Origin of the sequence: Allokutzneria oryzae (assembly GCF_042429765.1) — a bacterium.
Taxonomy (GTDB): domain Bacteria; phylum Actinomycetota; class Actinomycetes; order Mycobacteriales; family Pseudonocardiaceae; genus Allokutzneria; species Allokutzneria oryzae.
On the sequence record NZ_JBHLZU010000014.1, the window covers coordinates 180,600 to 204,475 of the forward strand.

Annotated in this window: 19 protein-coding genes; 9 read left to right on the forward strand and 10 right to left on the reverse strand. The window is 70.6% G+C overall.

Going from position 1 to position 23,876, the window contains the following annotated elements; translation table 11 throughout:
• Positions 1-3 precede the first annotated feature (3 nt).
• The 7 genes from ACFFQA_RS16965 to ACFFQA_RS16995 all read right to left on the reverse strand — a co-directional run bounded on the left by ACFFQA_RS16965 (position 4) and on the right by ACFFQA_RS16995 (position 7,218).
• Entirely contained in the window at positions 4-924 is a 921-nt protein-coding gene (locus ACFFQA_RS16965; RefSeq protein ID WP_377852929.1) for an ArsR/SmtB family transcription factor, read from the reverse strand.
• Between the two features lie 568 nt (positions 925-1,492).
• Entirely contained in the window at positions 1,493-1,927 is a 435-nt protein-coding gene (locus ACFFQA_RS16970) for a hypothetical protein (RefSeq protein WP_377852930.1), read from the reverse strand.
• 70 nt (positions 1,928-1,997) lie between these two features.
• Positions 1,998-2,369 (reverse strand): roadblock/LC7 domain-containing protein, encoded by a 372-nt coding sequence (locus ACFFQA_RS16975; protein WP_377852931.1) that lies wholly within the window; start codon positions 2,367-2,369, stop codon positions 1,998-2,000.
• The gene (locus ACFFQA_RS16980; RefSeq protein WP_377852932.1) at positions 2,366-3,346 is read right to left on the reverse strand and encodes a hypothetical protein; all 981 of its coding nucleotides are present in this window, start codon (positions 3,344-3,346) and stop codon (positions 2,366-2,368) included. The genes ACFFQA_RS16975 and ACFFQA_RS16980 overlap by 4 nt, the downstream gene beginning before the upstream one ends.
• 382 nt (positions 3,347-3,728) lie before the next feature.
• Positions 3,729-4,658: an alpha/beta hydrolase gene (locus ACFFQA_RS16985; RefSeq protein WP_377852933.1), complete on the reverse strand. Its 930-nt coding sequence runs from the start codon at positions 4,656-4,658 to the stop codon at positions 3,729-3,731.
• Positions 4,655-6,244, reverse strand: coding sequence for an AMP-binding protein (locus ACFFQA_RS16990; RefSeq protein WP_377852934.1), 1,590 nt, complete (start codon positions 6,242-6,244; stop codon positions 4,655-4,657). Before ACFFQA_RS16990 ends, ACFFQA_RS16985 begins: the two co-directional genes overlap by 4 nt.
• On the reverse strand, positions 6,241-7,218 hold the full coding sequence (locus ACFFQA_RS16995) for a radical SAM protein (RefSeq protein WP_377852935.1): 978 nt from the start codon (positions 7,216-7,218) through the stop codon (positions 6,241-6,243). Before ACFFQA_RS16995 ends, ACFFQA_RS16990 begins: the two co-directional genes overlap by 4 nt.
• 536 nt (positions 7,219-7,754) lie before the next feature.
• Here ACFFQA_RS16995 and ACFFQA_RS17000 point away from each other — a divergent pair.
• The 3 genes from ACFFQA_RS17000 to ACFFQA_RS17010 all read left to right on the forward strand — a co-directional run bounded on the left by ACFFQA_RS17000 (position 7,755) and on the right by ACFFQA_RS17010 (position 13,893).
• Positions 7,755-11,504, forward strand: coding sequence for a type I polyketide synthase (locus ACFFQA_RS17000; protein ID WP_377852936.1), 3,750 nt, complete (start codon positions 7,755-7,757; stop codon positions 11,502-11,504).
• Positions 11,497-13,209 (forward strand): condensation domain-containing protein, encoded by a 1,713-nt coding sequence (locus ACFFQA_RS17005; protein ID WP_377852937.1) that lies wholly within the window; start codon positions 11,497-11,499, stop codon positions 13,207-13,209. The genes ACFFQA_RS17000 and ACFFQA_RS17005 overlap by 8 nt, the downstream gene beginning before the upstream one ends.
• Positions 13,210-13,470: 261 nt before the next feature.
• Positions 13,471-13,893 carry a nuclear transport factor 2 family protein gene (locus ACFFQA_RS17010; protein ID WP_377852938.1) on the forward strand — a complete coding sequence of 141 codons (423 nt, stop codon included), beginning with the start codon at positions 13,471-13,473 and terminating at the stop codon, positions 13,891-13,893.
• Positions 13,894-14,153: 260 nt separating this feature from the next.
• Here the strand turns inward: ACFFQA_RS17010 and ACFFQA_RS17015 are convergent, their stop codons facing one another.
• A complete protein-coding gene (locus tag ACFFQA_RS17015) occupies positions 14,154-14,612 on the reverse strand; it encodes a DUF4231 domain-containing protein (RefSeq protein WP_377852939.1) in 459 nt (152 codons plus the stop codon).
• Positions 14,605-18,633, reverse strand: coding sequence for a TIR domain-containing protein (locus tag ACFFQA_RS17020; RefSeq protein ID WP_377852940.1), 4,029 nt, complete (start codon positions 18,631-18,633; stop codon positions 14,605-14,607). Before ACFFQA_RS17020 ends, ACFFQA_RS17015 begins: the two co-directional genes overlap by 8 nt.
• 8 nt (positions 18,634-18,641) lie before the next feature.
• On the opposite strand from ACFFQA_RS17020, the gene ACFFQA_RS17025 reads away from it, so the two are divergent.
• Both ACFFQA_RS17025 and ACFFQA_RS17030 read left to right on the forward strand, forming a co-directional pair.
• Positions 18,642-19,088 carry a toll/interleukin-1 receptor domain-containing protein gene (locus tag ACFFQA_RS17025; protein ID WP_377852941.1) on the forward strand — a complete coding sequence of 149 codons (447 nt, stop codon included), beginning with the start codon at positions 18,642-18,644 and terminating at the stop codon, positions 19,086-19,088.
• Positions 19,089-19,155: 67 nt separating this feature from the next.
• Positions 19,156-19,566, forward strand: coding sequence for a VOC family protein (locus ACFFQA_RS17030; protein ID WP_377852942.1), 411 nt, complete (start codon positions 19,156-19,158; stop codon positions 19,564-19,566).
• Positions 19,567-19,855: 289 nt separating this feature from the next.
• On the opposite strand, the gene ACFFQA_RS17035 is transcribed toward ACFFQA_RS17030, so the two are convergent.
• Positions 19,856-20,182: a hypothetical protein gene (locus ACFFQA_RS17035; RefSeq protein WP_377852943.1), complete on the reverse strand. Its 327-nt coding sequence runs from the start codon at positions 20,180-20,182 to the stop codon at positions 19,856-19,858.
• A gap of 231 nt (positions 20,183-20,413) precedes the next feature.
• Between ACFFQA_RS17035 and ACFFQA_RS17040 the strand changes: the two genes are divergently transcribed.
• From ACFFQA_RS17040 to ACFFQA_RS17055, 4 genes are read left to right on the forward strand one after another with little or no spacing between them, the layout of a single operon-like run.
• Positions 20,414-21,820 (forward strand): FGGY-family carbohydrate kinase, encoded by a 1,407-nt coding sequence (locus ACFFQA_RS17040; RefSeq protein ID WP_377852944.1) that lies wholly within the window; start codon positions 20,414-20,416, stop codon positions 21,818-21,820.
• Positions 21,817-22,425, forward strand: a complete 609-nt coding sequence (locus tag ACFFQA_RS17045; RefSeq protein WP_377852945.1) for a histidine phosphatase family protein — start codon at positions 21,817-21,819, stop codon at positions 22,423-22,425. Before ACFFQA_RS17040 ends, ACFFQA_RS17045 begins: the two co-directional genes overlap by 4 nt.
• Positions 22,422-23,207 (forward strand): DeoR/GlpR family DNA-binding transcription regulator, encoded by a 786-nt coding sequence (locus ACFFQA_RS17050; protein ID WP_377852946.1) that lies wholly within the window; start codon positions 22,422-22,424, stop codon positions 23,205-23,207. The genes ACFFQA_RS17045 and ACFFQA_RS17050 overlap by 4 nt, the downstream gene beginning before the upstream one ends.
• On the forward strand, positions 23,204-23,875 hold the full coding sequence (locus ACFFQA_RS17055; RefSeq protein ID WP_377852947.1) for an HAD family hydrolase: 672 nt from the start codon (positions 23,204-23,206) through the stop codon (positions 23,873-23,875). The genes ACFFQA_RS17050 and ACFFQA_RS17055 overlap by 4 nt, the downstream gene beginning before the upstream one ends.
• Position 23,876 lies beyond the last annotated feature (1 nt).

A 23,876-nucleotide genomic window follows, 5' to 3' on the forward strand; every position in this document is an offset into this window, starting at 1 on the left:
CTGTCAGGGCGGGTCGCAGGCCGTCACCAGTGAGCTGCCCAGATCCGTCGCCGTGTGCAGCACCTTGCGCCCGGCCCGCACCGTCCGGATCAGCCCGGCGTTGCGCAGCGCGCTGGCGTGCTCGGAGGCCGAGGACAGGCTGACCCCGGCCTGCTCGGCCAGCTCCGTGGTTCCCCGAGGCACGGCGGTGGCGCGAAGGATGGCCGCTCTGCGGGCACCGACCAGTGCCGACAGGCTGTCCGCGCTCGGCCTGCCCGGCCGGATCCGCGGTGTGGCGGGCGGGACCGGGTACACCACGGTCACCGGCTCACGAGCCCTGGCCGGGATCACCAGCGTCACCGGCATCAGGCAGGACGGGACGAAGTCCAGCCCGTTCGCCACCGGCACGCCTCGGTCGAGCGAGCCGTCCACGTCCACGAACCGCCCGGAGTGGCTGATCGTCGACGGAAGCGAGGCGATCGCCTTCGCCAGCCCCTGGTGCAGCAGAACGCGCCCGCGCTGGGCCAGATCGGTTTGTGCCGTGGCCACGATGTCGTTCCACCTCGCCCCCACGAGGCTCCGGAAACCCGTTTCCACCGCTTTCAGCAGGATCGTCCGCGCGGCACGGTCATCCGCGCCGAGCTCCCGCACCCAGGGCGCGAGCGGCTGTCCGTGGAACGCCAGCTCGGCGCGGATGCGCTCCGCCGGGACCGCTGCGAGCTCCTCCAGCGCGGCGCCGAGCTCGGGACGGCGCGAGAGCAGGAAGTCGGGCACCTGACCCCGCACGGAGAACAGGTCGAACAGCGGCTTGACCGCGTGAGGTGGCTGCCACCCGTGGAGCCTTCTGAAACGGCACAGGGCACCGACCAGCTCGACAACGGGGAGCGGCCCGTCCGCGAACCTGACGGCCTGGGACGACTCCAAGCTGAGATGCAGCCGAATCAACGCACCCACCTATCACCCGCCCCACTGTTGATCAAGTCAAACACAGGCGGATACAGGGGAAATACAATCGGCGCGAGGACCTCGACCTCCGCGGTACTCCGTCACCATCGCGGAGGAGCCGAACTTCGGTCGCGGCGGAACGGCCGCATGCCGCCGGAGCCGGAGCCCCCGAGGACTCCGGCACGACACCCCACCTCTTGCCGCTGAGGTCCGGGGACGAGAAAGCCCTGAAGGAGCCCCTCAGCGCCTCCGACGCCGTCAAGGACTCCTTCAGGGACAACACAACTGGGCAGGGATTCGGGCGACGGTCCCGAGAGGTGCGGCGGAGCCCTTGGACCCACGCCGAACACCGCCTAAGCCGTGTCGTGCACGTGGTGACACCACCTCACCGCCGCCTCCAGCACCTCCTCGACCCCCGCACCCGACGCCCCTCATTTCGCGTTTTGTAGGCTTAATGCGAAATGAGAGCGCTCTTTTCCGCATCAAGGTGACAAAACGCGAGAACCTGACCGCGCCAGCCAGCTCGCGTGCGCACGTCGGGGCATCGGGACGACTTGCGGGACAGGCGCTAGAGGCCCCCGTGCTCCTTGATCACGCGCCTGGTCGCGGCGAAGAGCATGCCGATGTTGACCGACCTGGGACAGACCACGACGGCGACGACGTCGCCGTTCTGGTTGTTCCGGACGAACAGGTGCGTCAGGTTGGTGCTGTTGACCAGGATCTCCTGGAAGTAGTGCTCCGAGCTGGTGACGCCCCTGCGCTCCTTGAAGATGTCCTCGATCATCGTCACGGTGCGGCCCTGGAACAGGTCCAGCGTCGCGCCCGCGAGCAGGTCGAGCACCTCCGACGGGTGGCTGTCGGTGGTCTCGTACGTCAGGAGCATGCCGGTGGCCATGTCGACGACACCGGAGGCCAAGCACTCGGGTACCTCTTGCCGCAGCCGTTTGACCACCGAGATCACGTGGTCGGACATACCCCGCTGGTTCTTTCCTAACGTGTCCAATGTCCTCTTCTTTTCTCACTTGTGTGGTGGGGGGATGTGGCGGGGTGACGTTGTCGCGCAGCTGATTCGCTCAGGAGGCCGACAGGATCGAGTCGATGCGCTTGATCACGGGCTGGGACTCCTGGTGGAGTCGTGCGATGTTCAGCCCCTCGTCTCCCAGCACGACCATCAGCGCCCGCTTGCCGACGGCGTACACGGCCATGTAGCCGCCGCTGTTGTAGACGACGGTCTGTCGCAACGTCCCCTGGCGGGTGACGGCGGTGGTGCGGCGGGCCAGTCCGAGGTCGGCGGCCGCCAGCGCGGAGATGCCCGCGGGGTCGATCGTGTCCTCCGTATCGGCCACGATGAGCAGTCCGTCCGACGCGGCTATCACCGTGTCGGTGATTCCCGTTACCTGCTCCCGCAACGCGTGGAGCTCGGCGGCCAGCGCCTTATGGTTCACATGCTTTTCCCTTCTGGCTCGTGAGGACCCTCGCCGCCGGTGGCTCCGGGGGTCGTCCATGGGTTGGCCCGCATCCGGCTGAGCAGCCGGGGCAGCGCCTGCCACCCCGATGATCTCGACGGGGCCAGGAAATCGGAGACGCCGCTCGCCCCTGGCAGCCGACGCGGCAGCAGGCCCTTGGGATGGGCGACGGAGTTGGGTTTCGTGGCGCGCTTGTGCCGCGCGCGCGGCGCGACGGCGCGCGCCAGCGAGGAGGCCGCCGCTGCGGAGGCACCCGAGACGACCACGACCAAGCCCTGGCCGAGCATCCGGGAGACCTCGATCGTCACCGAGTAGACGCTGCGGCCGATGATGAAGGCGATGTCGCGCGCGCTGCGCCTGCCGGTCGCCCGGGCCAGGATCTCCTGCTGCGCCGTGGTCAAGCCGCTCGTCACCAGCTCCATCCCGGGCACCGGGATCACGCGTTCCCGGTACGGCGAGACGGATCGCGGCAGCGAGGCGAGCGCGTCCAGCCGCCGGGAGGTCTCCCGGAGCAGCCAGTCGGGGTCGATGCCGCGCTTGATCGGCAGCAGCACCTCGGCGGAATGGGTGTCGACCATGTAGTCCTCGATGGTGCCCGCCACCGCGGCGAAGACGCCGTCCTGCGCGGCCATCATCGAGACGAGCCGCAGCTCGGCCTCCCCCACGCTGCCGCGCGCGACGAGTTCCGCTTGGTGTGACCGGGTTTCGGCGCCAGCGCGCAGTGCGGCTATCCAGTCTCCTTCGCTGATTCTGCCGGAACGCAACAGAAGTACCTCGGCGTCGGGCGCTCCGGGGCTGCTGACCGCGACCACGACGCCCTGTCGGAGGTGAACCACCCCACCGGGGTTGCCCAGCACGTGCAGCCTGCCGGTGAGTCCGTCGCTCTGGCACTGGGCCAGCGCACGCGCGATGGCCGCGAACGCAACACGTTGCTGGGTCTGGCTGGTGCCGGTCACTGCGCTCCTTGGCCGCGCCGAAGCGGATGCTGGGTTGTTCCTCTGCCCGATGCGTCACCTCGGCAGGGCGGCCGACTATATGCCTCCCGGCGCAAGCCGACTACTCCCCGTTACCAGGCGTTCCCAGCTTCGTGACTTCGTCGGCGCGGCCCCACGGGGAGCGCAACAGCGTTGACTACCAAGGGAAAGCGCGCGCGAGCACCCTGCTGGCCGTGAGTGCGGCCGTCTCCGACGAGCGCGTCGGCGTTACCGGGTCTCGACGAAATCGAGACCGACGGACAGGCAGTCAACTAGGAGACGGCGGCGAACGGGGCGTCGCGCGACGGGGAACGCCGAATCCGTTTGCTGGTAAGTGAAAACCGGACCGGGTCGCGACCAGCGGTCAGCGGTTGGCGGCGCCGGGCAGGACAAACGTCAGCGCGCGCGGCAGCCGCTGCGCGAAGTCGGCCGGGTAGCTGTGCCCGGTCGCGGCCATGACGTCGAGCACGGAGGAGACCCCGTTGCGCGCGAGGTCCGCCGCGAACCGCTCGGCGGCGGGCCGGTCGTCGTCGTGCTCGCCGGTGAGGACGTAACCGCGGAGCCGGTCGGACGAACCGGTCACGACGGGCATCCGGTCCTCGGGCGGGCAGAGCGCGACGAACCCGGCGACATCGGCGATCGCGCCGGCGAGGCTCCACTCCAACGCGAACCTCGCGCCCTGGGAGTACCCGGCGAGCACCAGCGGCAGGTCGCCCGCCACCTCGGAACAGAGCCCGGCGACCTGCTCACGCGCGAGGCGCTCGTCGACCCAGCCCACGTCGCCATCGGAGGTGGTGAGTTGCCCGCTCTGCGGCACGACAACGCGGAACCCCGCGTCGCGGGCCGAGCTCCAGCGCCGCGCGAAGCTCTTGAGGCGGTCGGTGCGGGCGTGCAGCGGGACCAGGACGCCGACCGGCTCGGAGTCCGGCTCGTGGACCGTCGGTGCCACGACGACGTCGGTCCGGTCGCGGCACTCCTCCGAGCGGCGCACGATCTCGGCGAAGTCGGCCCGGTCCTGGATCGGCGCGAGCGGCGGGTTGATCGTCAGGACCTCGCCCCACCACCAGACTCCCTCGTCCAGCGCTTCGCCCAGGACGGCGACGGCCGTGTCCGGGTCACCGACCCGGCACAGGGTCTCCGCGACCCACAGCGCGGTCAGCGCCCGCTGGCGCGGATACCTGTCCCTCGCCCGCCACGCCAGGTCGCGGGCCTCCTGGTCACGGCCGTCCGCCAGCAGCTCCACCACCACGTGCTTGAGCTGCCCGAGGAACACGCCCTCCAGGCTCGTGGTCACTTCGACCCGACCCGAGAGCCACCACGGCAGCAGGTGCACAGCTTGCTGCCGTTTATCACCATCGCGATGCCTTTGTCGGCACCGGCGCGGTAGGCGTCGCGGACCTGCCTCCTGCGCAGCTTGCCGTCGGCCCCGCGCGGCAGGCGGTCGACGAACTCGACGTTCCTCGGGCACTTGAACGCGGCGATCCTGCCGCGGCAGAAGGCGATCAGCTCGGCGGCGAGCGCGGGCCCGGTCTCCGCGGAGTCGACGGGCTCGACCACGGCGAGCAGCCGCTCCCCCATCAGCGCGTCCGGCACGCCGATCACCGCGGCGTCGGCGACCGCCGGGTGCGCGAGCAGCGCGTCCTCGGCCTCGCGCGGGTAGACGTTGACCCCGCCGGCGACGACCACGTCGGACCTGCGGTCGGTGAGGTAGACGTAGCCGTCCTCGTCGACGTGGCCGATGTCGCCGACCGTGGCCCAGCCCCGCTTGTTGTACAGGGCGGCCGTCTTCTCCGGCGCGTTGTGGTAGGCGATCCGGTTGGGCGTGGGCGCGCCGTCCGGCCCCGAGTACCACAGCACGCCGGTCCGGCCGGGCGGCAGCTCGTTGCCCGCGTCGTCACAGGCGCGGATCTCGCAGTTCACCGGGCGGCCGACGGAACCCGGCCGCCCTGCCGTCTCCCCGGCGCTGATGATCGTCCACCCGAAGCCCTCGGAGCTGGTGTAGACGTCCCACACCTTCTCGCCGAGCCAGCTGATCCACTCGGCCCGGACCTCGCTCGGGCACGGCGCGGCCGTGTGCATCACGGCCCGCAGGCTCGACAGGTCGTAACCGGCGCGCACCTGCGGGGACAGCTTCAGCACGCGCAGCATCATCGCGGGCACCAGCTGCAGGTGGGTGACCTTGTGGCGCTCCACCGCCTCCAGCAGGCCGCGCCGGTCGAAGCGCGAGAGCAGCACGAGCGTCGCGCCCAGCTTCAGGGTGGCGCGCGACCAGCGCAGCGGCGCGCCGTGGTGCAGCGGGCCCGGGGTCAGGCCGACGCTGTCGGCGGTGGCCCCGAAGCGGTCGGCCAGCATCGGCACGAACCAGTCGCCGGGGCCGCCCGTCGTCGGACGCTCGGCCAGGATCCCCTTGGGACGCCCGGTGGTGCCGGAGGAGTACACGACGGTGCGCCCCACCCGGCCTTGGGCGAGCGGGGTGGTCGGCTGGGCGGCGAGCGCCTCGGCGAAGTCCTGGTGACCCTCGATCGGGCCGCCGACGGCCAGCCTGCGCGACACCTGGGGCGTGCGGCCGACGAGCGCGGTGGCCAGCGCCGCCGCACCGGTGGAGGTGACCACAAGGCGCGCGCCGCTGTCGTTGACGATGTAGGCGGCCTCGTCGGCGGTGAGGCGGACGTTCACCGGCGTGAAGTCGATCCCGGCCAGCTCGGCCGCGAGACAGGTGACGAGGTACTCGGGGCAGGTGTCGAGCAGGACCGCGATCCGTTCACCTGGGGCGAGCGCGGACCGCAGCAGGTGCGCCATGCGCGTCACCTGCTCGTCCAGCTCGCCGTAGGTCACACACCGGTCGTCCATGACGATCGCGGGTTTGTCGGGGCGTGTCATCGCGTGGCACCACAGGTCAGCTCGTCGCGTCGCACGAACACCGAACCGGTGACGGAGAGCCCGGCCCCGGACAGGGCCTTGGCTGCGTGCTCGCGGCGGACCACGAACCGGTCCTTGCCGTAGATCAGGTACTGCCCGGCGTACTGGTCGTCGGAGAAGTTGATCGTCATCACGTTGGCGCCCGCCTGAAAACCGAGGAGCTGGCCGTCCGCGCGGGTCTTCGCCAGCGCGCTGACGGAGGGGATCAGCCACTCCGGCTGCACGATCCGCATCGCCGCGATCGCGTTCAGAGCCACGTCGACGTCCCCGTAGGCGTGGTTCTCCAGCGGGGTTCCCGGCGCCGGGATGAACGGCGCGATGCTCGACATGTGCACGCCGAGCCGCTTCGCCAGCAGAATGTCCTCGGCGATGCTTTCCAGGCTCTGACCGGGGAGTCCGACCATCGCGCCGGTGCCGACCTTGTACCCGAGATCGAGCAGGTCCTCCATGCACCGCATCCGCGACGCGAACGTTTCGTGACGAAGTTTCGCATAAAGCGCGGGGTCGCTGGTCTCGTGCTTGAGGATGTAGCTGGTCGCGCCCTGGTCCTTCAGGTACTCGTACTCCGAGCGCTTCTTGTTGCCGAGGTTCAGCAGGATCTCGACCTTGTCGTCGAACATCTCCCGAATGCGCGGAATGGCCTCGCCCACGATCTTCGTGGTCTTGGGGATCTCCCCGGCCTGGAGGAAGACCACGTCGATCCCGGCCGCGTGCACCGCTCGCGCGCGGGCGACGATCTGGTCGGCGTCGAGCACGTAGATGTCGTTGGCCGCGGTGTTGTCCCGCCGCATCGGGCAGTAGTCGCAGTTGACCCGGCAGAGATTGGTGACCTCAACGACCCCGCGCAGGACCGCCACGTCACCGTGCGCGTCGGCACGGCGGCGGCGCGCCTCGGAGAACAGCTGCTCTCGCGCCTCCCCGCTGGCTCGCAGCATTTCGGTGACCTCACGGACACTTACGGACATTCTTCTTCTTCCTCACAACAGGGGCGGCGAGGCCGCCCCAGATCTGGGTATGAGCGTTGGGTTACCGGCCAGTTCGGGCAGCTCGTCCTTGAAGGCGCCGAACCGAAGCTGTGAAAAGCCTCCCGCCGCGCTCACCGATGGGCGCGAACAGGGCTTGGCCGTGACGGGAAGAAGGCTAACACCAGACGCGCTTGATCGGTCAAGCGAAAGTACGACGACAGGCCAAACGTAATAAGGGCTTCACACGGTGTTGAGGTTCGCTGTGAACTGCGCCATTGTCCGTAACCTCAGCTGTTCGCAGCCGTCACATGGGCGCTACGGTGTCGCCCCAAGCGCGATGACCGCACAACGAGCGCCCCATCCGAAATCGCGAAAACGATTCTCGACCGACTGCGCCGGGCACACATTTGCAGTCCGTTTACGGAATGGGCTGATGGCGACGGTCACCGTGATCACAGATATACGGATATGACGACAGCCACAGTCACCACGAGGACGGAGCGAGCATGGCGCACCCGCGCGAGCCGATCGCGGTCGTCGGCATGGCCTGCCGGTTCCCCGGCGAAGCGGACAGCCCGGAGTCGTACTGGCGCGTCCTGGAGCGGGCCGAACCGGTGCTCCCCCGCCGCGAAGCCGACCGGGCGGGCCTGCTGCTGGAGGACGTGGACGCCTTCGACGCGCCGTTCTTCGGCCTCACCCCGACCGAGGCCGCCGCGGTGGACCCGCAGCACCGCCTGTTCCTGGAGGTCGCTTGGGAGGCGCTCGAACGCGCGGGCCAGGCGCCGGATGAGCTGGCGGGCACGAACACAGCGGTGTTCATGGGGATCATCAGCCCCGACTACCTGCACCGGCAGTTCCAGGCCGACCCGGAGCTGCTGAGCCCCTACGCCTTCACCGGCAACATGCTCAGCATGGCCGCCGGCCGCCTCTCCTATCTGCTCGACCTGCGCGGACCCGCGCTCGCCGTGGAGTCGGCGTGCTCGTCGTCGCTGCTGGCCGTGCACCACGCCGTCCGCCAGCTGCGCAGCGGCGAGTCCGACCTCGCGCTGGCCGGTGGCGTGAACCTGGTCCTGCTGCCGGAGCTGTCCACGGTGCTCTCCCGGATGGGAGCGCTGTCCTCGGACGGGCGCAGCCGCACGTTCGAGGCGGGCGCGGACGGCTACGGCCGGGCCGAGGGCTGCGGCGTGGTCGTGCTCAAGCGGCTCTCCGACGCTCAGGCCGCCGGGGACACGGTCCTCGCGGTGATCCGGGGCAGCGCCGTGAACCAGGACGGCCGCTCCAACGGCATCACGGTGCCGAGCGGGCGGGCGCAGTCGGAGGTGATCCGCGCCGCGCTCACCGACGCCGGGCTCAGGCCGGACGACGTGGGCTACGTCGAGTGCCACGGGACGGGCACCGCCGTCGGCGACCCGATCGAGGTCGGCGCGGTCGGCGCGGTGCTCGGCCGGACCCGTACCTCGGACCGGCCGCTGCGGCTGGGCTCCGCGAAGGCCGTCGTCGGTCACGCCGAGGCCGCCGCCGGAGTCGCCGGACTGATCAAGGCCGTCCTGTGCGTCCAGCACGGCGCGATCCCGGGCCAGCCCGTCCGCGAACTCAACCCGGCGCTCGACCTGGACGCGGCCGGCGCGGAGATCCCGCTGTCCACTGTGGACTGGAGCGGTCCCAGAACCGCCGGCGTGAGCGCTTTCGGCTTCAGCGGCACCAACGTCCACGTGCTGGTGGAACAACCCCCTGCCGCTCCTCCCGCCACCGACTCGCCCGTCCACCTGCTCACCGTCTCGGCCAGCAGCGAGAACGCGCTCCGGACACTCGCCGGCCGCTACGCCGACCACCTGCGCGGCGAGGGCTCGGCGGCGCTGCCGGACGTGTGCCGCACCGCGAACACCGGCCGCTCCCGGCTGGCGTGGCGGACGTCAGTCGTGGCGGGCGACGCCGCCGCCATGGCCGACCAGCTGACCGAGGTCGCCAACGGCCGCGGTGCAGCTCGCCGGGTCCGGCGCGACGGAGCCCCCGAGGTCGCTTTCCTGTACTCCGGCCAGGGGACGGCGTCGGTCGGCATGGGCCGCGCGCTGTTCGTCACGCAGCCCGCCTACCGCGAGGCCATCGAGGAGATCGACTCCGCAGCGCACCGCGTTCTCGGTCACTCGCTCGTCGACGTCCTCTACCCGGACAACACCGGCGACGACGGACAGCCGATCACCGACACCGCAGTGGCGCAGCCCGCCCTGTTCGCCGTCCAGGCCGCGCTCACCCGGCTGTGGGCCTCCCTCGGGGTCACTCCGGCCGCGGTGGCCGCGCACAGCCTGGGCGAGTACGCCGCCGCGTGTGCCGCAGGCGCGCTGAGCTGGAGCGAGGGGCTGCGCCTGTGCGTGGAGCGCGGCCGCCTGATGGCCACGCTGCCCTCCGGCGAGGGCGCGATGCTCGCGGTGTTCGCCTCCCCCGACGAGATCGGGCAGCTCGCCGACCAGGTCGAGATCGCCGCGTACAACGGACCGGGCGAGGTGGTGCTCTCCGGTGCCGCCGACGCGATCGGCGAACTCGCGGAAAGCCTTGCGCGGCAGGGAATCTCATCGCGACGCTTGCCTGTTTCGCACGCGTTCCACTCCCGCCTGCTCGATCCGATCCTGGACCGCTTCGAGGCCATCGTCGAGCAGGTCGCGATCACCGAGCCGACGATCCCCTTTGCCAGCAACCTCACCGGCGCGCTGGCGGAGCGCGGCGAGCTCACCGACTCCCACCGCTGGCGGCGTCACATGCGCGAGCCCGTGCGCTACTGGGACGGGGTGCGCGCGCTGATCGACTCCGGCGTCACCTGCTTCCTGGAGATCGGCGCGGACAGCACGCTCACCGACCTCGGTCTGCGCGGCGACCCCGATGCGGCGTCGTGGCTGTCCTCCTTGAAGCGCAAGCAGGACGACGCGCACCACCTGCTGAGCAGTCTCGGCGCGTTGTACACGCTCGGAGTGCCGGTCTCCCTCCCCGCCCAGGGGCGTCCCTGTGCCCTGCCGACTTACCCGTTCGAGCGCCGCAAGCTCTGGCTCGACGGCCTGCACCGCGCCGCTCGCCCACGGAACCGGGTTGACGGGCTACTGGGCCGCAGGGTGGCGTCTCCGTTGCCGGAGGCGCAGTTCGAGACCGTTCTCGCTCATGACGGTGCCGCACACCTGGCGGACACCGCCGGGCTCGCGCACGTCGGGGTGTACGCCGAACTGGCTGCGGCGGCAACGCGTCGCCAGGGCGCCGATGGGCACCTGCGGCTGGAGAACCTCGCAGTCATCGAGGCTCTGGTCGTCCCCGAGGGCGAAGAGCGGACTGTGCACACGATCGCGGGTGACGACATCCGGATCGTCGCTCTCCGACAGGACAACGGCGACGGCGGCGAGTGGTGTGAGCACGCCCGTGTCTTCGTGCGAGCGCAGCACCAGTGGGTTACGCAGCACGTGGACCTGCCGACCGATCAGCCGTCGGCCTCCGGCGCGGAGTTCTACCAGGCGATGCGCGAGGACCGGAGTCTCGACCTCGGCCCGAGCGTGGCATTGATCGACAACCTGTGGCGCTTGGGAGACAACGAGATCCTGGCTCGCCTGCGGGCCGAGCCGGACCCGTCAACCGCCACGGGCCTCGGCATCGGGGTCCTCGATGCGTGCATGCAGCTGTTCAACGCCCTGGTGCCCGCGTCGGAGGGGCTCATGCTGTTCATGCGTCTGGCCTCGCTCGACCTGCCGACGCCGTCGGAGGTCCAGCAGGGGCAGCTGTGGGCACGAGCCGAGATCGAGCACCGGGACGGCCACGAGCTGAGCGGCCGGATCGAGGTGCTCGCCGCCGACGGCCGGATCATCGCGTGCGCCAAGGACGTCGTGATGCGGCGGACTCGGCCCGAGCTCCTCGCCATGCTCGGACAGGAGCCGGTTTCGGCATCGGCACGCGAGGACGCGGTGCTGGAGGACGTGCGCGGCCTGTCGCCGGAAGCCGCCCGGCTGCGGCTGGTCCCGGAGGTGTGGGCATCGCTCACGCCGGTCATCGGGGTCGTCGGCGGCGACCTGGACGAGGAGGAGCCGCTCACCGCGATCGGCGTGGACTCGATCATGGCGACGCAGCTGCGCAACGTGCTCGCGAACCGGTTCGGCGTCTCGCTCGCGTTGCGCCAGGTGCTCGACGGCGCGAGTGTTGCCACACTGGCAAGGGATCTGGCGAACGCCCTGACCACGAACGGGAACCGGGTGGACGACGACACCATGCAGGCCGGTTGTGTCTGACCTGCCCGCGTCCATCGGCGCCCTGGTCGACCGAGGTGTCGAGCTGTGGACGGAGAACGACGAGCTCCGCTTCCTCGCCCCGCCGGGCGTCTTCACCGACGAGGCCCGCACGGCCGTGCGTTCGGCCCGCCCAGAGCTGGTTTCGGTGCTGTCAGGCGGAAAACGGCTCGCCCCGGCTCTGCACATCGAGCGCGGTCGCGTGGATGACCGCTTCGCCGAGGCGCCGAGCGGGGTCCGGACGCTGGCCTTCGCCCTCGAAGGACCGCTCGATCCGGACGCGCTCTCGTCGGCCCTGACCGCGCTCGTCGCCCGCCACGAGGTGCTCCGCACGGCCTACGTCCGCATCGGTGGCGTCTTCGTCCGCCTCATCCACCCGCCACTCCCGGTTCCGCTGACACGCGGCTCGGAACCGCCGCGACCGCACGCGAGCCGCCCCCCTCTGCTCACCGCGGCCCTGTCCGACGACCAGGTCCTCACCTTGACGGTGCACGGGATCGCGGTCGACGGCATGTCACTGGCGCTGCTGCTGGAGGAGCTGGGGCCGCTCTACGCGGGCAAGTCGCTTCCGGAACCGCCGTCGGCGCAACACCAGGTGCGACGCGAGCGCGCCTACCTCGTCAGCCCAGAAGCCGTTGCCGCACAACACTATTGGCGAGACCGACTGATCGGCGCTCCGGCATTGCGCCTGTCAGGTAAGGCCGGCGAGGGCGGCAGCACCCCCGTCGTGGTGTCGCCGGAACTCACCAGTGCGGTACGACGGCGCGCAGCGGCGGAGCGCACGACGCCGTTCACGGTGCTGTTGACGGCCTACAGCCTCCTGCTCTCCGAGATCACCGGCTGCGAGGACATGCTCATCGCGGTCCCGGTGGCACACCGATGGCACCCCGAGGACGAGCAGACAGTGAGCGGCGCGCGTGACCTGCTCCTGCTGCGGCTCGAACTGGACAGCGACGATCCACTGAGGACGGTGCACCGCGAACGCCTGAACGCGTTGGACCACGGACGGCTGCCGTTCGAGGCGCTGCCGCCGGATCTCGCACCGCCACGACGACCCGGACGACACCCGGTGTTCGGGATTCAGTTCGCCTTGCAGACCTTCGGCGATCGCCTTGTGCCCCAACTGACGGACGTGACCGCGACGCCCCTGAACCCGCCGACCGGTCCCCTGGAGCCGGGCTTCGACTTCGGGCTGATGCTGTGGGTCGATGGTGACCGCCTGGTCGGCGACTTGGCCTGCGACGGAGCCGTGGCCGACGCGTCGGAGCTACCGGCGTTGGCACAGCGGTACTCGGAGCTGGTGGAGGAGCTGTCAGCAAGCTCGCGCAGCGCCCCTGCGCCCCTTGACGACGCCGTGCTCGATTCGCGCGACGGACGGACCATTGCGTATGTCGTGACCCGCGATCCCGTTGCGGCGGAAAGGCTTCGGCGCCAACACCCCAGCGTTCTCGTCGTCCCGGTGACTCGCATCCCCTACGACGGGGACCGCGTTGATCTCCCCGCCCTGCGGACCGTCCCAGTGACCGATCCGGCATCCCTGGCGAGGTGGGAGGCGGAACTCAGCACCCACGCCGGACACCCGATCGCCGTGGAAGTCGCACCACGGAACGACGGATCACTCTCGGCGCTCCAGGTGACCGCACCGATCGACGCGGTCCTCACCGACCGCTTCGGCACCCGAGTCACCGTCTCCGCCACCAGACTCTGACGCAGGCCGGAGGAGGCAGTCACTCGGCCATTCGCGGGCTTATGGACGTGTCCGCGCCTCCAGGGAAGTCCATAAGCCCGCGAATGGCCGTCGTGGGTGATGGGGTGGTGGGGTGGGGTGGGGTGGTGGCGGGTAGTTCTCCAGGACTCGGCGCACCAAGGTGCCGAAGCGCGAAAACGCCGATGACGCCAGCCAGTTCACGCGCGCATACTGCGGACGCCACCTCGATCCGCCGAGCACCACCGAACACAGGAGCGCGTCTTGCCGACCACCCCGCAGGAGATCTTCGGACGCTACCTCCACGCCGGAACGCTGACCCGCGACGCCGACGCCCTCGCCGAACTCTTCACCGAGGACGGCGTGTTCGAGGCTCCGCTCGTCCCTGCTGACCACGTCTTCCCCCGCCGTCTGACCGGCCGGGAGGCGATCCGCTCCGGAATGGCCGCCTACTACCAGCGGTCGGCGGACGCGCGAGGCCCTGCCGCCGAGGGCACGGTCAACACGGCGAAGTCCGGGTACGTGCTGCACCACACCGCTGATCCCGACGTGTTCATCGCCGAGATCGACCCCGTCTTCGACGTGGCGGGCGAGACCGTGACCATGTCGCTGGTGCAGATCTTCCGCCTGCGCGACGGGAAGATCGCGCTGCTGCGCGACTACTTCGCTCCGGACACGGTGGCCTGACGCTCAGCAGAGCCGATCGCGACAGGACGGTCTCTCGAGCCTGTCCCGCAAATCGTCCCGATGCCCCGGGGTGGCGCCACCCCCGCACCCCCGTGCACGCGTGGGCCAACTGGCGGGGTCTGGTTTTTCGCGTTTTGTCACCTTAATGCGCAAGAGAGCGCTCCCATTTCGCATCAAGGTGACAAAACGCGAGAAGAGGGGCACGGGGGTGAGGGCGCCAGGGGGGTGGTGAGGTGGTGCTGCCACGTGCAGGGCACGGCTTAAGCCGGTCCCGGCTCCGAGGTGGGCTCCTCGCTCCGTGCCCGGGACGCGATGGTCACCCACCCCGCCATCTCTTCGTGCTCGATCCTGGAGACCGCCGTGACGAGCACCTGGTCCCGGGTCGCGGCGTCGCCGTAGGGCGCGGCCCGCGTCCGGTACAGGCGGCGCTCGAACTCCACCGCCTCCCGCGCGCGACTGAACCTGATGTAGTTCTCGTGCCAGTGGAAGGCCGTTCTCATCCCGGACACGACGACGATCACAGCGCCCAGGATGGCGGGCACGACCGCGTTGGTCGACCACAGCACGGCCGAGATCGGGATCGCGGCGGACACCACCAACAGGACCACCTCCGACACACGGTGCGCGCGGCGGGTCAGGACCGCCCTGCTGCGATACCACTCGTAGGACCCGTTCGCGAGCTCCATGGCGTACCCGGTTTCGGGCGAGCTGTCAGCCACCGAGAACCTCTCCTCCATCCTGGTGCCGGTCCGCCGCCGCACCGAGCAGCGAAGGCAGTTCCGGCCAGTCGTACCGTGCGTGGTGCTGGGTCTTCTCCGCGAGCACCAGGCGGAGGTTGCGCCGCAGCTGGTCCCCCACTCGCGGATCGTCGACCAAGGCGTTCATCTCGTGGCGCACGGCGGCGTGGCGCCACGGCTCCATCTGCAACACGATGTTCGCGGCGAACTGCTCGTCCAGCTCGGCCAGCGAGTGCAGCACGTGCACCTGTTCGTCCACAGTGGCCTGTCCGATGACCTCGCTCATGGCCGCGCGCCACCACACGGCGGTGTCCTTGCGCGCCCGCCGCGACATCGCCTTGAGGCGTCGGCCGAACTTCAGCAGGAACGGCACGCCGCGCACCTTCGGCCGCCTGGCTCCACCTCGGTGCGCGGGCTGGACGAAACTGGACACCTTCGCCAGCGCGGCGGCTTCGACCGGCTCCTGGAACGCGACACGCAGCAGTTCCCCGGCGTCGTCGGGCTCGCCCCACCTGGCCAGCACGACCACCAGCAGCGAGCGGGCCGCCAGCACGTCCACGGTGGGACCACGTGCGGACATTCGCTGGCTCAGCGGCCTGAGCACGTCGCGGACCGCCGTGGGCGAGTACTGACCGGAGTCGAGCCCGACCGCCATGACCAGCACGAGGGATCGGCGCACTGACGCGTCGGCAGCCTCGTCCAGCCACTGGACGAGCGAGCTCCAGCGAGGCGGCTTCAGTCCGCCGCACCGCACAAGTTCGGCGAACAACCGGCCGCCGTCGCACCGGACGGTCGTCCGGTGCGATGCCAGGCTTGCTTCGACCATCTCGCCGAGCAGTCGCTCACGGGACTGGAGCACGCTCACGGGCAGGTCGGGGTGCTGGTCGAGGAACTGGTGCAGGTGAGCGTGTTCGGCGCCCGCGATCAGCACGTCGATGAGCACCTCCCACTCCGCGACGGACCCGGCGGCGCGCACCGCCTGCTGGAGGAAGGCGCGGATCGCGTGCGGTGCGAGGTCACGGCCCTGGCTGATCCGCTCCACCGCGCTCCGCGCCGCCGGAATCCCCGCGGCGGCGCCGCGCACCACCAGCCGCATCAGGATGTCCGGGTCCAGCCACAGCGCGACCTGGTCCCCGCCCATCCTGCGAGCCACGTCCTGCGCGGTTCCCGTGGCGACCTCGGCGTCGACGTCCTCCCGTTCCAGGATCCGCCTGATCGTGTCAGCCCATCGTTGCCGCACCCCGTCCGGCCGGTGGTGGGAGGCCGGCAGCCCCTCCGCCAGCCAGTCCGCCCAGATGTCGATCATCTTGTTGGGCGCACGGCGCGTGTAGCCGACGAGCCATCCCCGATGCAGCTCGGCGTGCAGCTGTGGTTCGTCCCGCTCTCGCAACAGCATGCCCACCACGTCCGCAGTCCACAAAGGACCCTCGGTCGCCAGCGCGACCAGGAGGCCGCCGAGCCGCGCTCCGTCGTCGGCACGCACCTGGTCGGTGCACGCGACCGTGGCGAGCACGGTCTTCAGCTCGATGAGGACGAGCGACCACCCGCCGCGCGCGGCAAGCCACAGCGCGCGAAGGCGGTGCGCTTCGGTGTGGGCGAGCACGACAGCCTGCTTGCGGTTCACGGCGCGGCCCACGACGCTGTCCGCCCACGAGCCCAGATCGGTGTCGGGCAGGTCCTCCGCTCGTTCCGCCACCAGCCGCAGAATGGTCGCGAGGTAGTTGTTCGCGTCCCGGCGCACCGCGGCTCTGCCCAGCTCGCGCAGCACCGTGAGGACGAACTCCGGCTCGGCCGGCAACAGACCGGCCAGCAGCTTGAGCAAGTCCGCTCGCCGGGCGAGTTCCTGCTTGTCAAGGCCGGAGGCCCGCTCGACAAGGCCGAGGCGGCGAACCGCCACCACCGTGAGCGCCGGATCACGTTGGGAGAGACGGGAAAGGACGTCGAGCACGGTCACCCAGGCCGCGTCCGTGCGGGACGCGCACCGCGCGAGCACGCTGAGATCGTCCTCGGTCCACGTGCGCAACGGTGGCGGCATGAGGGACAGACAGTCCCGCACGACCGGCAGACTCGCCACGGCGAGCACGTCGCCGAGCTTGTCACGACACGTCCCCGGAATGTCGGGGCTCTGCGCGAGCACCGCGAGAACGGTGCGCTGCAACGCATACGGCAACGGCGTTCCGGTCCAGTCCGGTTCGAACTCCTTCAGCAGCTCATCCAGCATGCGCACCGCGACGGTCCCCGCGGTCGCCGCCATGGCGCGGTCGCGCCACGCGCACAGCCATGTCTGCTCGAAGACGGCCAACAGGAAGTAGTCGTCGGCCCGGCCGCGAATTCGACTCTCCACAAGGGACAGTGCGGCGGCGCCCTTGGCGTACAACAGGGCTTGGGCGGCAGCGAACTCGAAGAAGGTCTGGTGGAAGAACCTGAACGCCGTGCCTGCGCCACCGGTGACGCGCTCGCCGACGCCGCGCTGCACCAGGAGGTCGACGTCGCGGTGGATCCTCTCGTCCTCGGCGGGATCGAAGGACCCGCCGAGGGCGATCTCCGGAGTGCCTTCGCGCAGCATGGCCAGCGCGAAGGACCTGACCGTGGGGGCGAGGTCGCGGTCGTCGTCGTGAGCGATCGGCGTCCCCGGCGCCCACACCCGCCGGTCGCGCACGACCCGGTCCCGCCAGAACTCGTAGTACAGCCCGGTCACGTCGACGTTGTCGGCGACGGTGGACGGCGCGTAGAGCTCGAACAACAGGCGCAGTGTCAACGGCCGCAGGCACAGCTGGCCCAGCGGCTGCCTGCGCGCGACCGCGGAGATCAGCCGGGCCGCCATCTCGCGGGCGCTTTCCGCACTGGCGCAGTAGAAGCGGCTGTGCGAGGCGACCGCGCGCTCGAACTCACTGGGCGCGTCGTCGCCGGAGGCGGTGTTGTAGCTCCCCAGAGGCACGCGCCGCCACTTCGTGGGCAGCAGCTGCGCCTCGGCGGGACGCGAGGTCACGGCGACGGACGCGCCTCCCGCGACCGCCGCGTCGACCGCGCCGACCAGGGCGAGGTACCCGTCCTCGTCGTTGACGACCAGGTCGGCGGTGTCCACCAGGAGAGTGCACCCGCGCGAGGACCGGGCGACGGCAGAGGCGATCAGGCCGGGGGTCACCAGCGCGGGCTGGTCGCGGGTGGCGCGCAGCCAGGTCGCCTTGACCAGGAAGACCTCGCGCCCGTCGCTGTCGGCGAGCAGTCCGGTCGCGATCCCCCACAGCAGGCTCGTCTTCCCCGCTCCTGGCTCTCCGACCAGCAGGCGTGGCGTGCCCGCTCCTTCGCGCAGCCCGTCCAGCAGCCCCGCTTCGACGTCGCGGCGGACGTAGAGTCCCGCGCCGAAGTGGTCGCCGATCCGCGGCCCGCTGGTCACCTGACCGGCCTCGGCCCTGGCGCGGTCGCTGAGCACCCGCAGCCGGGGCAACGGGTCATCGGAGGAGACCAGGAACCGCCGCTCGTTCTCCGGCGCCCGCTTGATGAGGCTGTCCACCGCGCGGAGGCTGTCGTCCTCGGCGGTGCCCGTCCCGGGGAACTCCGGGGACGCCTGCGGCCGGTCCAGGATCCCCAGCGCGGCGAGCAGGTGGTCGGCGGCGTCGTCCTTGCCGAGCCGGTAGAGCCGCAGCGGGACCAGCGGCGCGAGCACCCCGGGGTCGCAGGGCTCCACCAGGACCGGGACCACCCGGCGGGCGGCTCCGGTCGGGTCGTGGTGCAGGGCGCTCACCCAGTCGCCCTGGGCCACCTCGTCGGCCAGGCTGTGCGGGCTGACGACGGCGATCACCCGGTAGCCCTCGCGCAGCATCCGGCCGTACTCGTAGGCGCGGTTGCTGCCGGGCGCGTACTCCCAGTGCACCGGGAAACCGCGTTCGCCGAGCTGGTAGGCGATCCACGCGGCCCACGTGCGGTCCGCCTCGACCCAGCTGATCACGATCCCGGCGGCCACGACGATCATCTTGCCGTGCCCGCCGCCCGTGCGGTACACGTCCCCCCATGGCAGGCAAGGTCGACTTCTTCATCAGTTTCGCCGAGCAGGACGCGGAGTGGGCGAGCTGGATCAGCTACGTGCTGGAGGAGGCCGGGTACCGCACGCTCAACCAGCGGCAGGACATGCGGCCGGGGCACAACTTCGTGCACCAGATCCAGCAGGGCACCCTGGCGGACCGGACGATCATGGTGCTGAGCCCGGACTACTTCGACCGGCCGTTCCCGGAGTCGGAGTGGGGTGCGGCCTACAGCCAGGACCCGGTGGGCGTCCGGCGGAAGCTGGTCCCCGTGCGGGTGCGGCCGTGCGCGCCGCCGGGGCTGCTGGCCCAGATCGTCTACATCGACCTGGTGGGGCTCACCCGGGACGAGGCCCACGCGAGGCTGCTCGACGGGCTCATGCGGGCCCGGCCGCGGCCGACCGAGGAGCCCCGGTTCCCCGGCGGGCCGGGCTGAGGACAACTCCTGCCGGGGAGTCCGGAGTCTGCGACGATTCGGACCTGTCAAGGAGAAGGAGGATGTCGTGGTCTCCCGCCTCAACCCCTACCTCAGCTTCACCGACAACGCCCGGCAGGCGATGGAGTTCTACCGGGAGGTCTTCGGCGGCACCCTGGTGCTGAACACCTTCGGTGAGTTCGGCGGCCCTCCCGACGTCGCCGACAAGATCATGCACGGCATGCTGGAGACCGACAGCGGCTTCACGTTGATGGGCGCGGACACCCCGCCCGGCATGGAGCACCGGCCCGGCAACACGGTGACCGTCTGCCTCAACGGCGACAGCTCCGAGGAGCTGCACGGCTACTGGGACAAGCTCTCCGAAGGCGGCACGGTCTCCGTCCCACTGGAGCAACAGGTGTGGGGCGACGAGTACGGCGCGTGCGAGGACCGTTTCGGCGTCTCGTGGATGGTCAACATCGGCCAGCCGCAAGGCTGATCCAGCGATGGTCGCCGCCGCCCCGCTCGTGGGGTGCGGCGGCGACCCGCCGAGCGGGGCGGCGGCTGTTACCGCACCACGAAGCGCACGGTCTGGTGCGCGAAGTTGATCCAGCCGCCGCAGCTGATCCTGCCGCTGCCTCAGCGGCACCGGCGGGCAGCACAACCATGCCGGGCCGCGGCCAACGCAGAACGAGTTCGCATATCGAGCCCCCTTCTTGCGCGCGACATGAGCCACCGGGGCGTCGAGTTCCCCGAATGACCCATTCAGCGCGTGACCCCGACGGCGGTTACTGCACCACGAAGGCGACGGTCTTGTTCGCGAAGTTGACCCAGGCGTTGCAACTGATCTTGCCGCCGCCATCCGGGAGCACATAGCCCTTGCCACCGGACTTGAGGGGGCCACAGCCGTACGCGCCGCGAACCTTGTAGGTGCCCAGCCCCTTCGCCACCAGACAGAGGGTGCCGCCCTTCGCCTGGATGAAGATGCCCTTGGTGGAGCCGACGGCCGCACACTGCTGGGCCGGGGTCTTGGCAGCGGCCTCGGCGACGCCCGCGGGCAGCACCGCCATGCCGAGAGCCACCGCGGTCGCGGTCAACACGGAGCGAATTCGCATTTCTCGTCCTATTCTTCGGTCGAAACAACCAACCAAGCAAGGTACTACAGGCAATCGTGAACTAATTTATTCGCGACCAGCCGAAAAATGACCATCTTTCATTCATGCGCTAAATCGGAGGCGCAAACACCGACCTCGCCGCGTCCGCAAACGGACACGAGAGGCCGGTCACAGCTGTTATGTGTCTATGTTAAGTTCTCAGTCCTGATCTCAACTTGGACGGAGGACGCGGTGGAGGACCTCCTGGTCGGCATCGACCTGGGCACACAGGGCGTCCGCGCCGTGGTCAGCGACGCCACCGGCACGCTCCACGGCCAGGGGCACGCGCCGCTGACCAGCCATCGCGCCGGTGACCGCCACGAGCAGGACCCCGGCCAGTGGTGGACAGCCGTGGGCCTGGCAGTGCGGACCGCGCTGGAAACCGTGAAGGGGCACCGCGTTCGCGGCGTCGCGACCTGCGCCACCTCCGGCACGCTCGTGCTCACCGACAGACACCTCCGACCGCGCATGCCCGCGCTCATGTACGACGACCTGCGCGCGCGGGACCACAACCCGCTGGACAAGATCGACCCGGCGGTGTGGACCCGGCTCGGCGTGCGACCCCAGCCCTCGTGGGCGTTGGCGCGGATCGCCTGGCTGCGGGAGCACGGGCTCGGCGACTCGCTCGTGCTGCACCAAGCGGACTTCGTGACCGGGCGGCTCGCCGGGCGTCCCGTCGCCGCCGACACCAGTCACGCGCTCAAGTCCGCCGCCGATCCCGTCACCCGGTCCTGGCCACCAGAAGTCCTTGCGGCGCTTGATGTCCCGGACGGCGCGCTACCGGAGCTGGTCAGTCCGGGCACGGTGCTCGGTGAGGTGTGCGCCGCCGCGGCCGAGCACACCGGACTGCCGACCGGCACTCCGATCATCGCGGGCATGACCGACGGGTGCGCGGCGCAGCTGGCCACCGGAACGCTCGATGTCGGCGGGTGGAACTCCGTGCTGGGGACGACCCTGGTGGTCAAGGGGGTCACCGAACACCGGATCGTCGATCCGGACGGCAGCGTCTACAGCCACCTCTCCCCCGATGCGCACTGGTGGCCAGGTGGCGCGTCGAGCACCGGGGCGGGGGTGCTGGCCGACGCGTTCCCCGGCGCCGACCTGGCGGAGCTGGACGCGAAAGCGCCGCTGGACCAAGCGCTGGGCTGCGTGAGCTACCCGTTGGCCGGACGGGGTGAGCGGTTCCCGTTCGTGCGGCCCGATGCCGAGGGTTTCATGGTGGGACAGCCGCGCGACGAGCTGGAGCGGTACGCCGCGATCTTGCAAGGCGTCGCGTTCGTGGAGCGGCTGTGCTTCGAGCACCTCGCCGCGCTCGGAGCTCCGGTCGGGCCGACGATCCGGGTGACCGGCGGGGCCGTGCGCAGCGCGGCGTGGACGCGGCTGCGCGCCGCCGTGCTCGGACGTGCCCTGGAGGTGCCGGAGGTCGCCCAGCCCGCGTTCGGCATGGCCGTGCTGGTCGCGGCGAGCACATCGGGCATGACAACGGCCGAAGTCGCGCGGGAGATGGTGCGGGTGGAACGGGTCTTCGAACCGGACGCGGAGGTCGGGAAGGTGTTGGAGGACAGCTACCAGCGGCTGCGGGCGGAGCTTCTCCGATGACCGAGCTGATCGTGGTCCGGCACGGGGAAACCGTGTGGCACAAGGAGAACCGCTACGCCGGACGCTCCGACGTCGCGCTCACCAAGCGCGGCGAGGAGCAGGCCGCGGTGCTCGGGGAGTGGGCCACCGGGGCCGGCCTGGACGCGGTGCACTGCTCGTCGCTGAGCCGTGCGGTGATCACCGCGGGCGCTGTCGGCGCGCGGACCGGGCTGACGCCCGTGGTCGATCCTCGGTTGCTGGAGCTGGACTTCGGCGAGTGCGACGGGCTGACCGCCGCGGAGATGCCGCCGCGGGTGCGCGAGCGGTTCGAGGCGGATCCGGTCACCGACCACCTGCCCGGCGGTGAACACCCGGCCGAGGCGGTGCGACGGTTCCTGGCAGGGCTGGCCGACGCCGTCGCCGCACATCCCGGCGGGAAGGTGCTGGTCGTGGCGCACAGCACCGTGCTGCGGCTGACCTTGTGCGAGGTGCTGGGCATCCCGCTCGCGCGGTACCGGCGGGTGTTCCCGGCCATCGCCAACTGCCGGGGCGCACGGCTGCGGGTGCGGGGCGGGCAGTTCGCGCTGCTCTCGCTGAACGAGCCGCTGGAGAGGACCGCTCCATGAGCGAGCAGAACCTCTCGCGCCGCAGGGAATGCCGGCTCGACGAGCTCACCGCGCTGCTGGTCGCCGAGGGCACGGCCACCGCCCAGGACCTCGCAGAGCGCTTCGACGTGAGCCTGATGACGATGCACCGCGACCTGGACGAGCTGGAGCGGCGCGGGCTGGTGCGCAAGTTCCGCGGCGGTGTCACCACCCTGCCCTCCGGCGTGTTCGAGAGCAACGTGCTCTACCGCCAGAAGGCGATGACAGCGCAGAAGCAGGCCATGGCGCGCAGGGCGAGGGAGCTCGTCGAGCCGGGCATGTCGGTGATGCTCGACGACTCCACCTCCGTACTGGAGCTGGCGAGGACTCTGGGCGGGATCACGCCGCTGCGGGTGGTGACGAACTACCTGGAGGGCTTGAAGGTGCTCTCCGGCACGCCCGGGATCGCACTGACCGCGCTCGGCGGGGACTACGACCCCAACCACGACTCCTTCCTCGGCGTCGGCTGTGTCGAGGCGATCGGGGCACTGCGGGTGGACGCGGTGTTCGTCTCGACCTCCGCCGCCTCCGGTGGCCTGGCGTACCACCAGGAACAGCACATCGTCTCGGTCAAGCGAGCGATGCTCGACGCCGCCGCCCGGCGCTACCTGCTGCTGGACCACAGCAAGCTCGGCCGGGTCGCGTTGCACCGCGTGGTCCCGCTGGAGGTCTTCGACCTGGTGATCGTCGACGACGGGCTCTCCGAGGAGCACGCCGCCGAGCTGCGCGAGCACCGGGTTCCGTTCGAGGTGGCCGGGTCATGACGGTGTTCGACGGCGTGATCTTCGACATGGACGGTGTCATCGTCGACACCGAGCACCTGTGGGAGCAGAGCTGGACGGTCAGCGCCGCGCTGCGCGGCTACACGTGGACCGCGCACGACACCAGCACCGTGCAGGGCATGAGCGCCCCGGAGTGGTCGGCCTACGTCGCCGACCGCGCCGAGGTTCCGGAGCAGGCGGAGACGATCCGCGCCGAGTGCGTGAAGTTCATGGTGGACAAGGTGGTCGAGGGCGAGGGGCCGTTGTTGCCCGGTGCCGCCGACCTGGTGCACGCGGTCGCTGACCGGACCCGGATCGCGGTCGCCTCCTCCGCGGCTCGCGCGGTGATCGAGGTGGTCCTGGCCAAGCACGGGCTCACCGATCGGTTCACCGCGATCTGCTCCAGCGAGGAGGTTCCGCTCGGCAAGCCCGCACCGGACGTGTACCTGGAGGCGGCGCGGCGGCTCGGTCTCGACCCCACGCGCGCGATCGGCATCGAGGACTCCAGCAACGGAATGCGGGCGGCGCACGCCGCCGGGCTGACGCTGGTGGCGCTGCCGAACAAGTCCTATCCGCCGAAGCCGGACGCGGTCGCGCTGGCCGCTTACGTGGCCTCCACTCACGACGACGCGCGTGACTACATCATCGCGAGGCTGGTGGCAGCCATGTGAG

Bases quoted from the DNA above. Each gene is read 5' to 3' on its own strand.
- ACFFQA_RS16990 (WP_377852934.1), bottom strand. From the start codon at position 6,244: ATGACACGCCCCGACAAACCCGCGATCGTCATGGACGACCGGTGTGTG.
- ACFFQA_RS16995 (WP_377852935.1), bottom strand. From the start codon at position 7,218: ATGCTGCGAGCCAGCGGGGAGGCGCGAGAGCAGCTGTTCTCCGAGGCG.
- ACFFQA_RS17000 (WP_377852936.1), top strand. From the start codon at position 7,755: ATGGCGCACCCGCGCGAGCCGATCGCGGTCGTCGGCATGGCCTGCCGG.
- ACFFQA_RS17025 (WP_377852941.1), top strand. From the start codon at position 18,642: ATGGCAGGCAAGGTCGACTTCTTCATCAGTTTCGCCGAGCAGGACGCG.
- ACFFQA_RS17035 (WP_377852943.1), bottom strand. From the start codon at position 20,182: ATGCGAATTCGCTCCGTGTTGACCGCGACCGCGGTGGCTCTCGGCATG.
- ACFFQA_RS17045 (WP_377852945.1), top strand. From the start codon at position 21,817: ATGACCGAGCTGATCGTGGTCCGGCACGGGGAAACCGTGTGGCACAAG.
- ACFFQA_RS17050 (WP_377852946.1), top strand. From the start codon at position 22,422: ATGAGCGAGCAGAACCTCTCGCGCCGCAGGGAATGCCGGCTCGACGAG.
- ACFFQA_RS17055 (WP_377852947.1), top strand. From the start codon at position 23,204: ATGACGGTGTTCGACGGCGTGATCTTCGACATGGACGGTGTCATCGTC.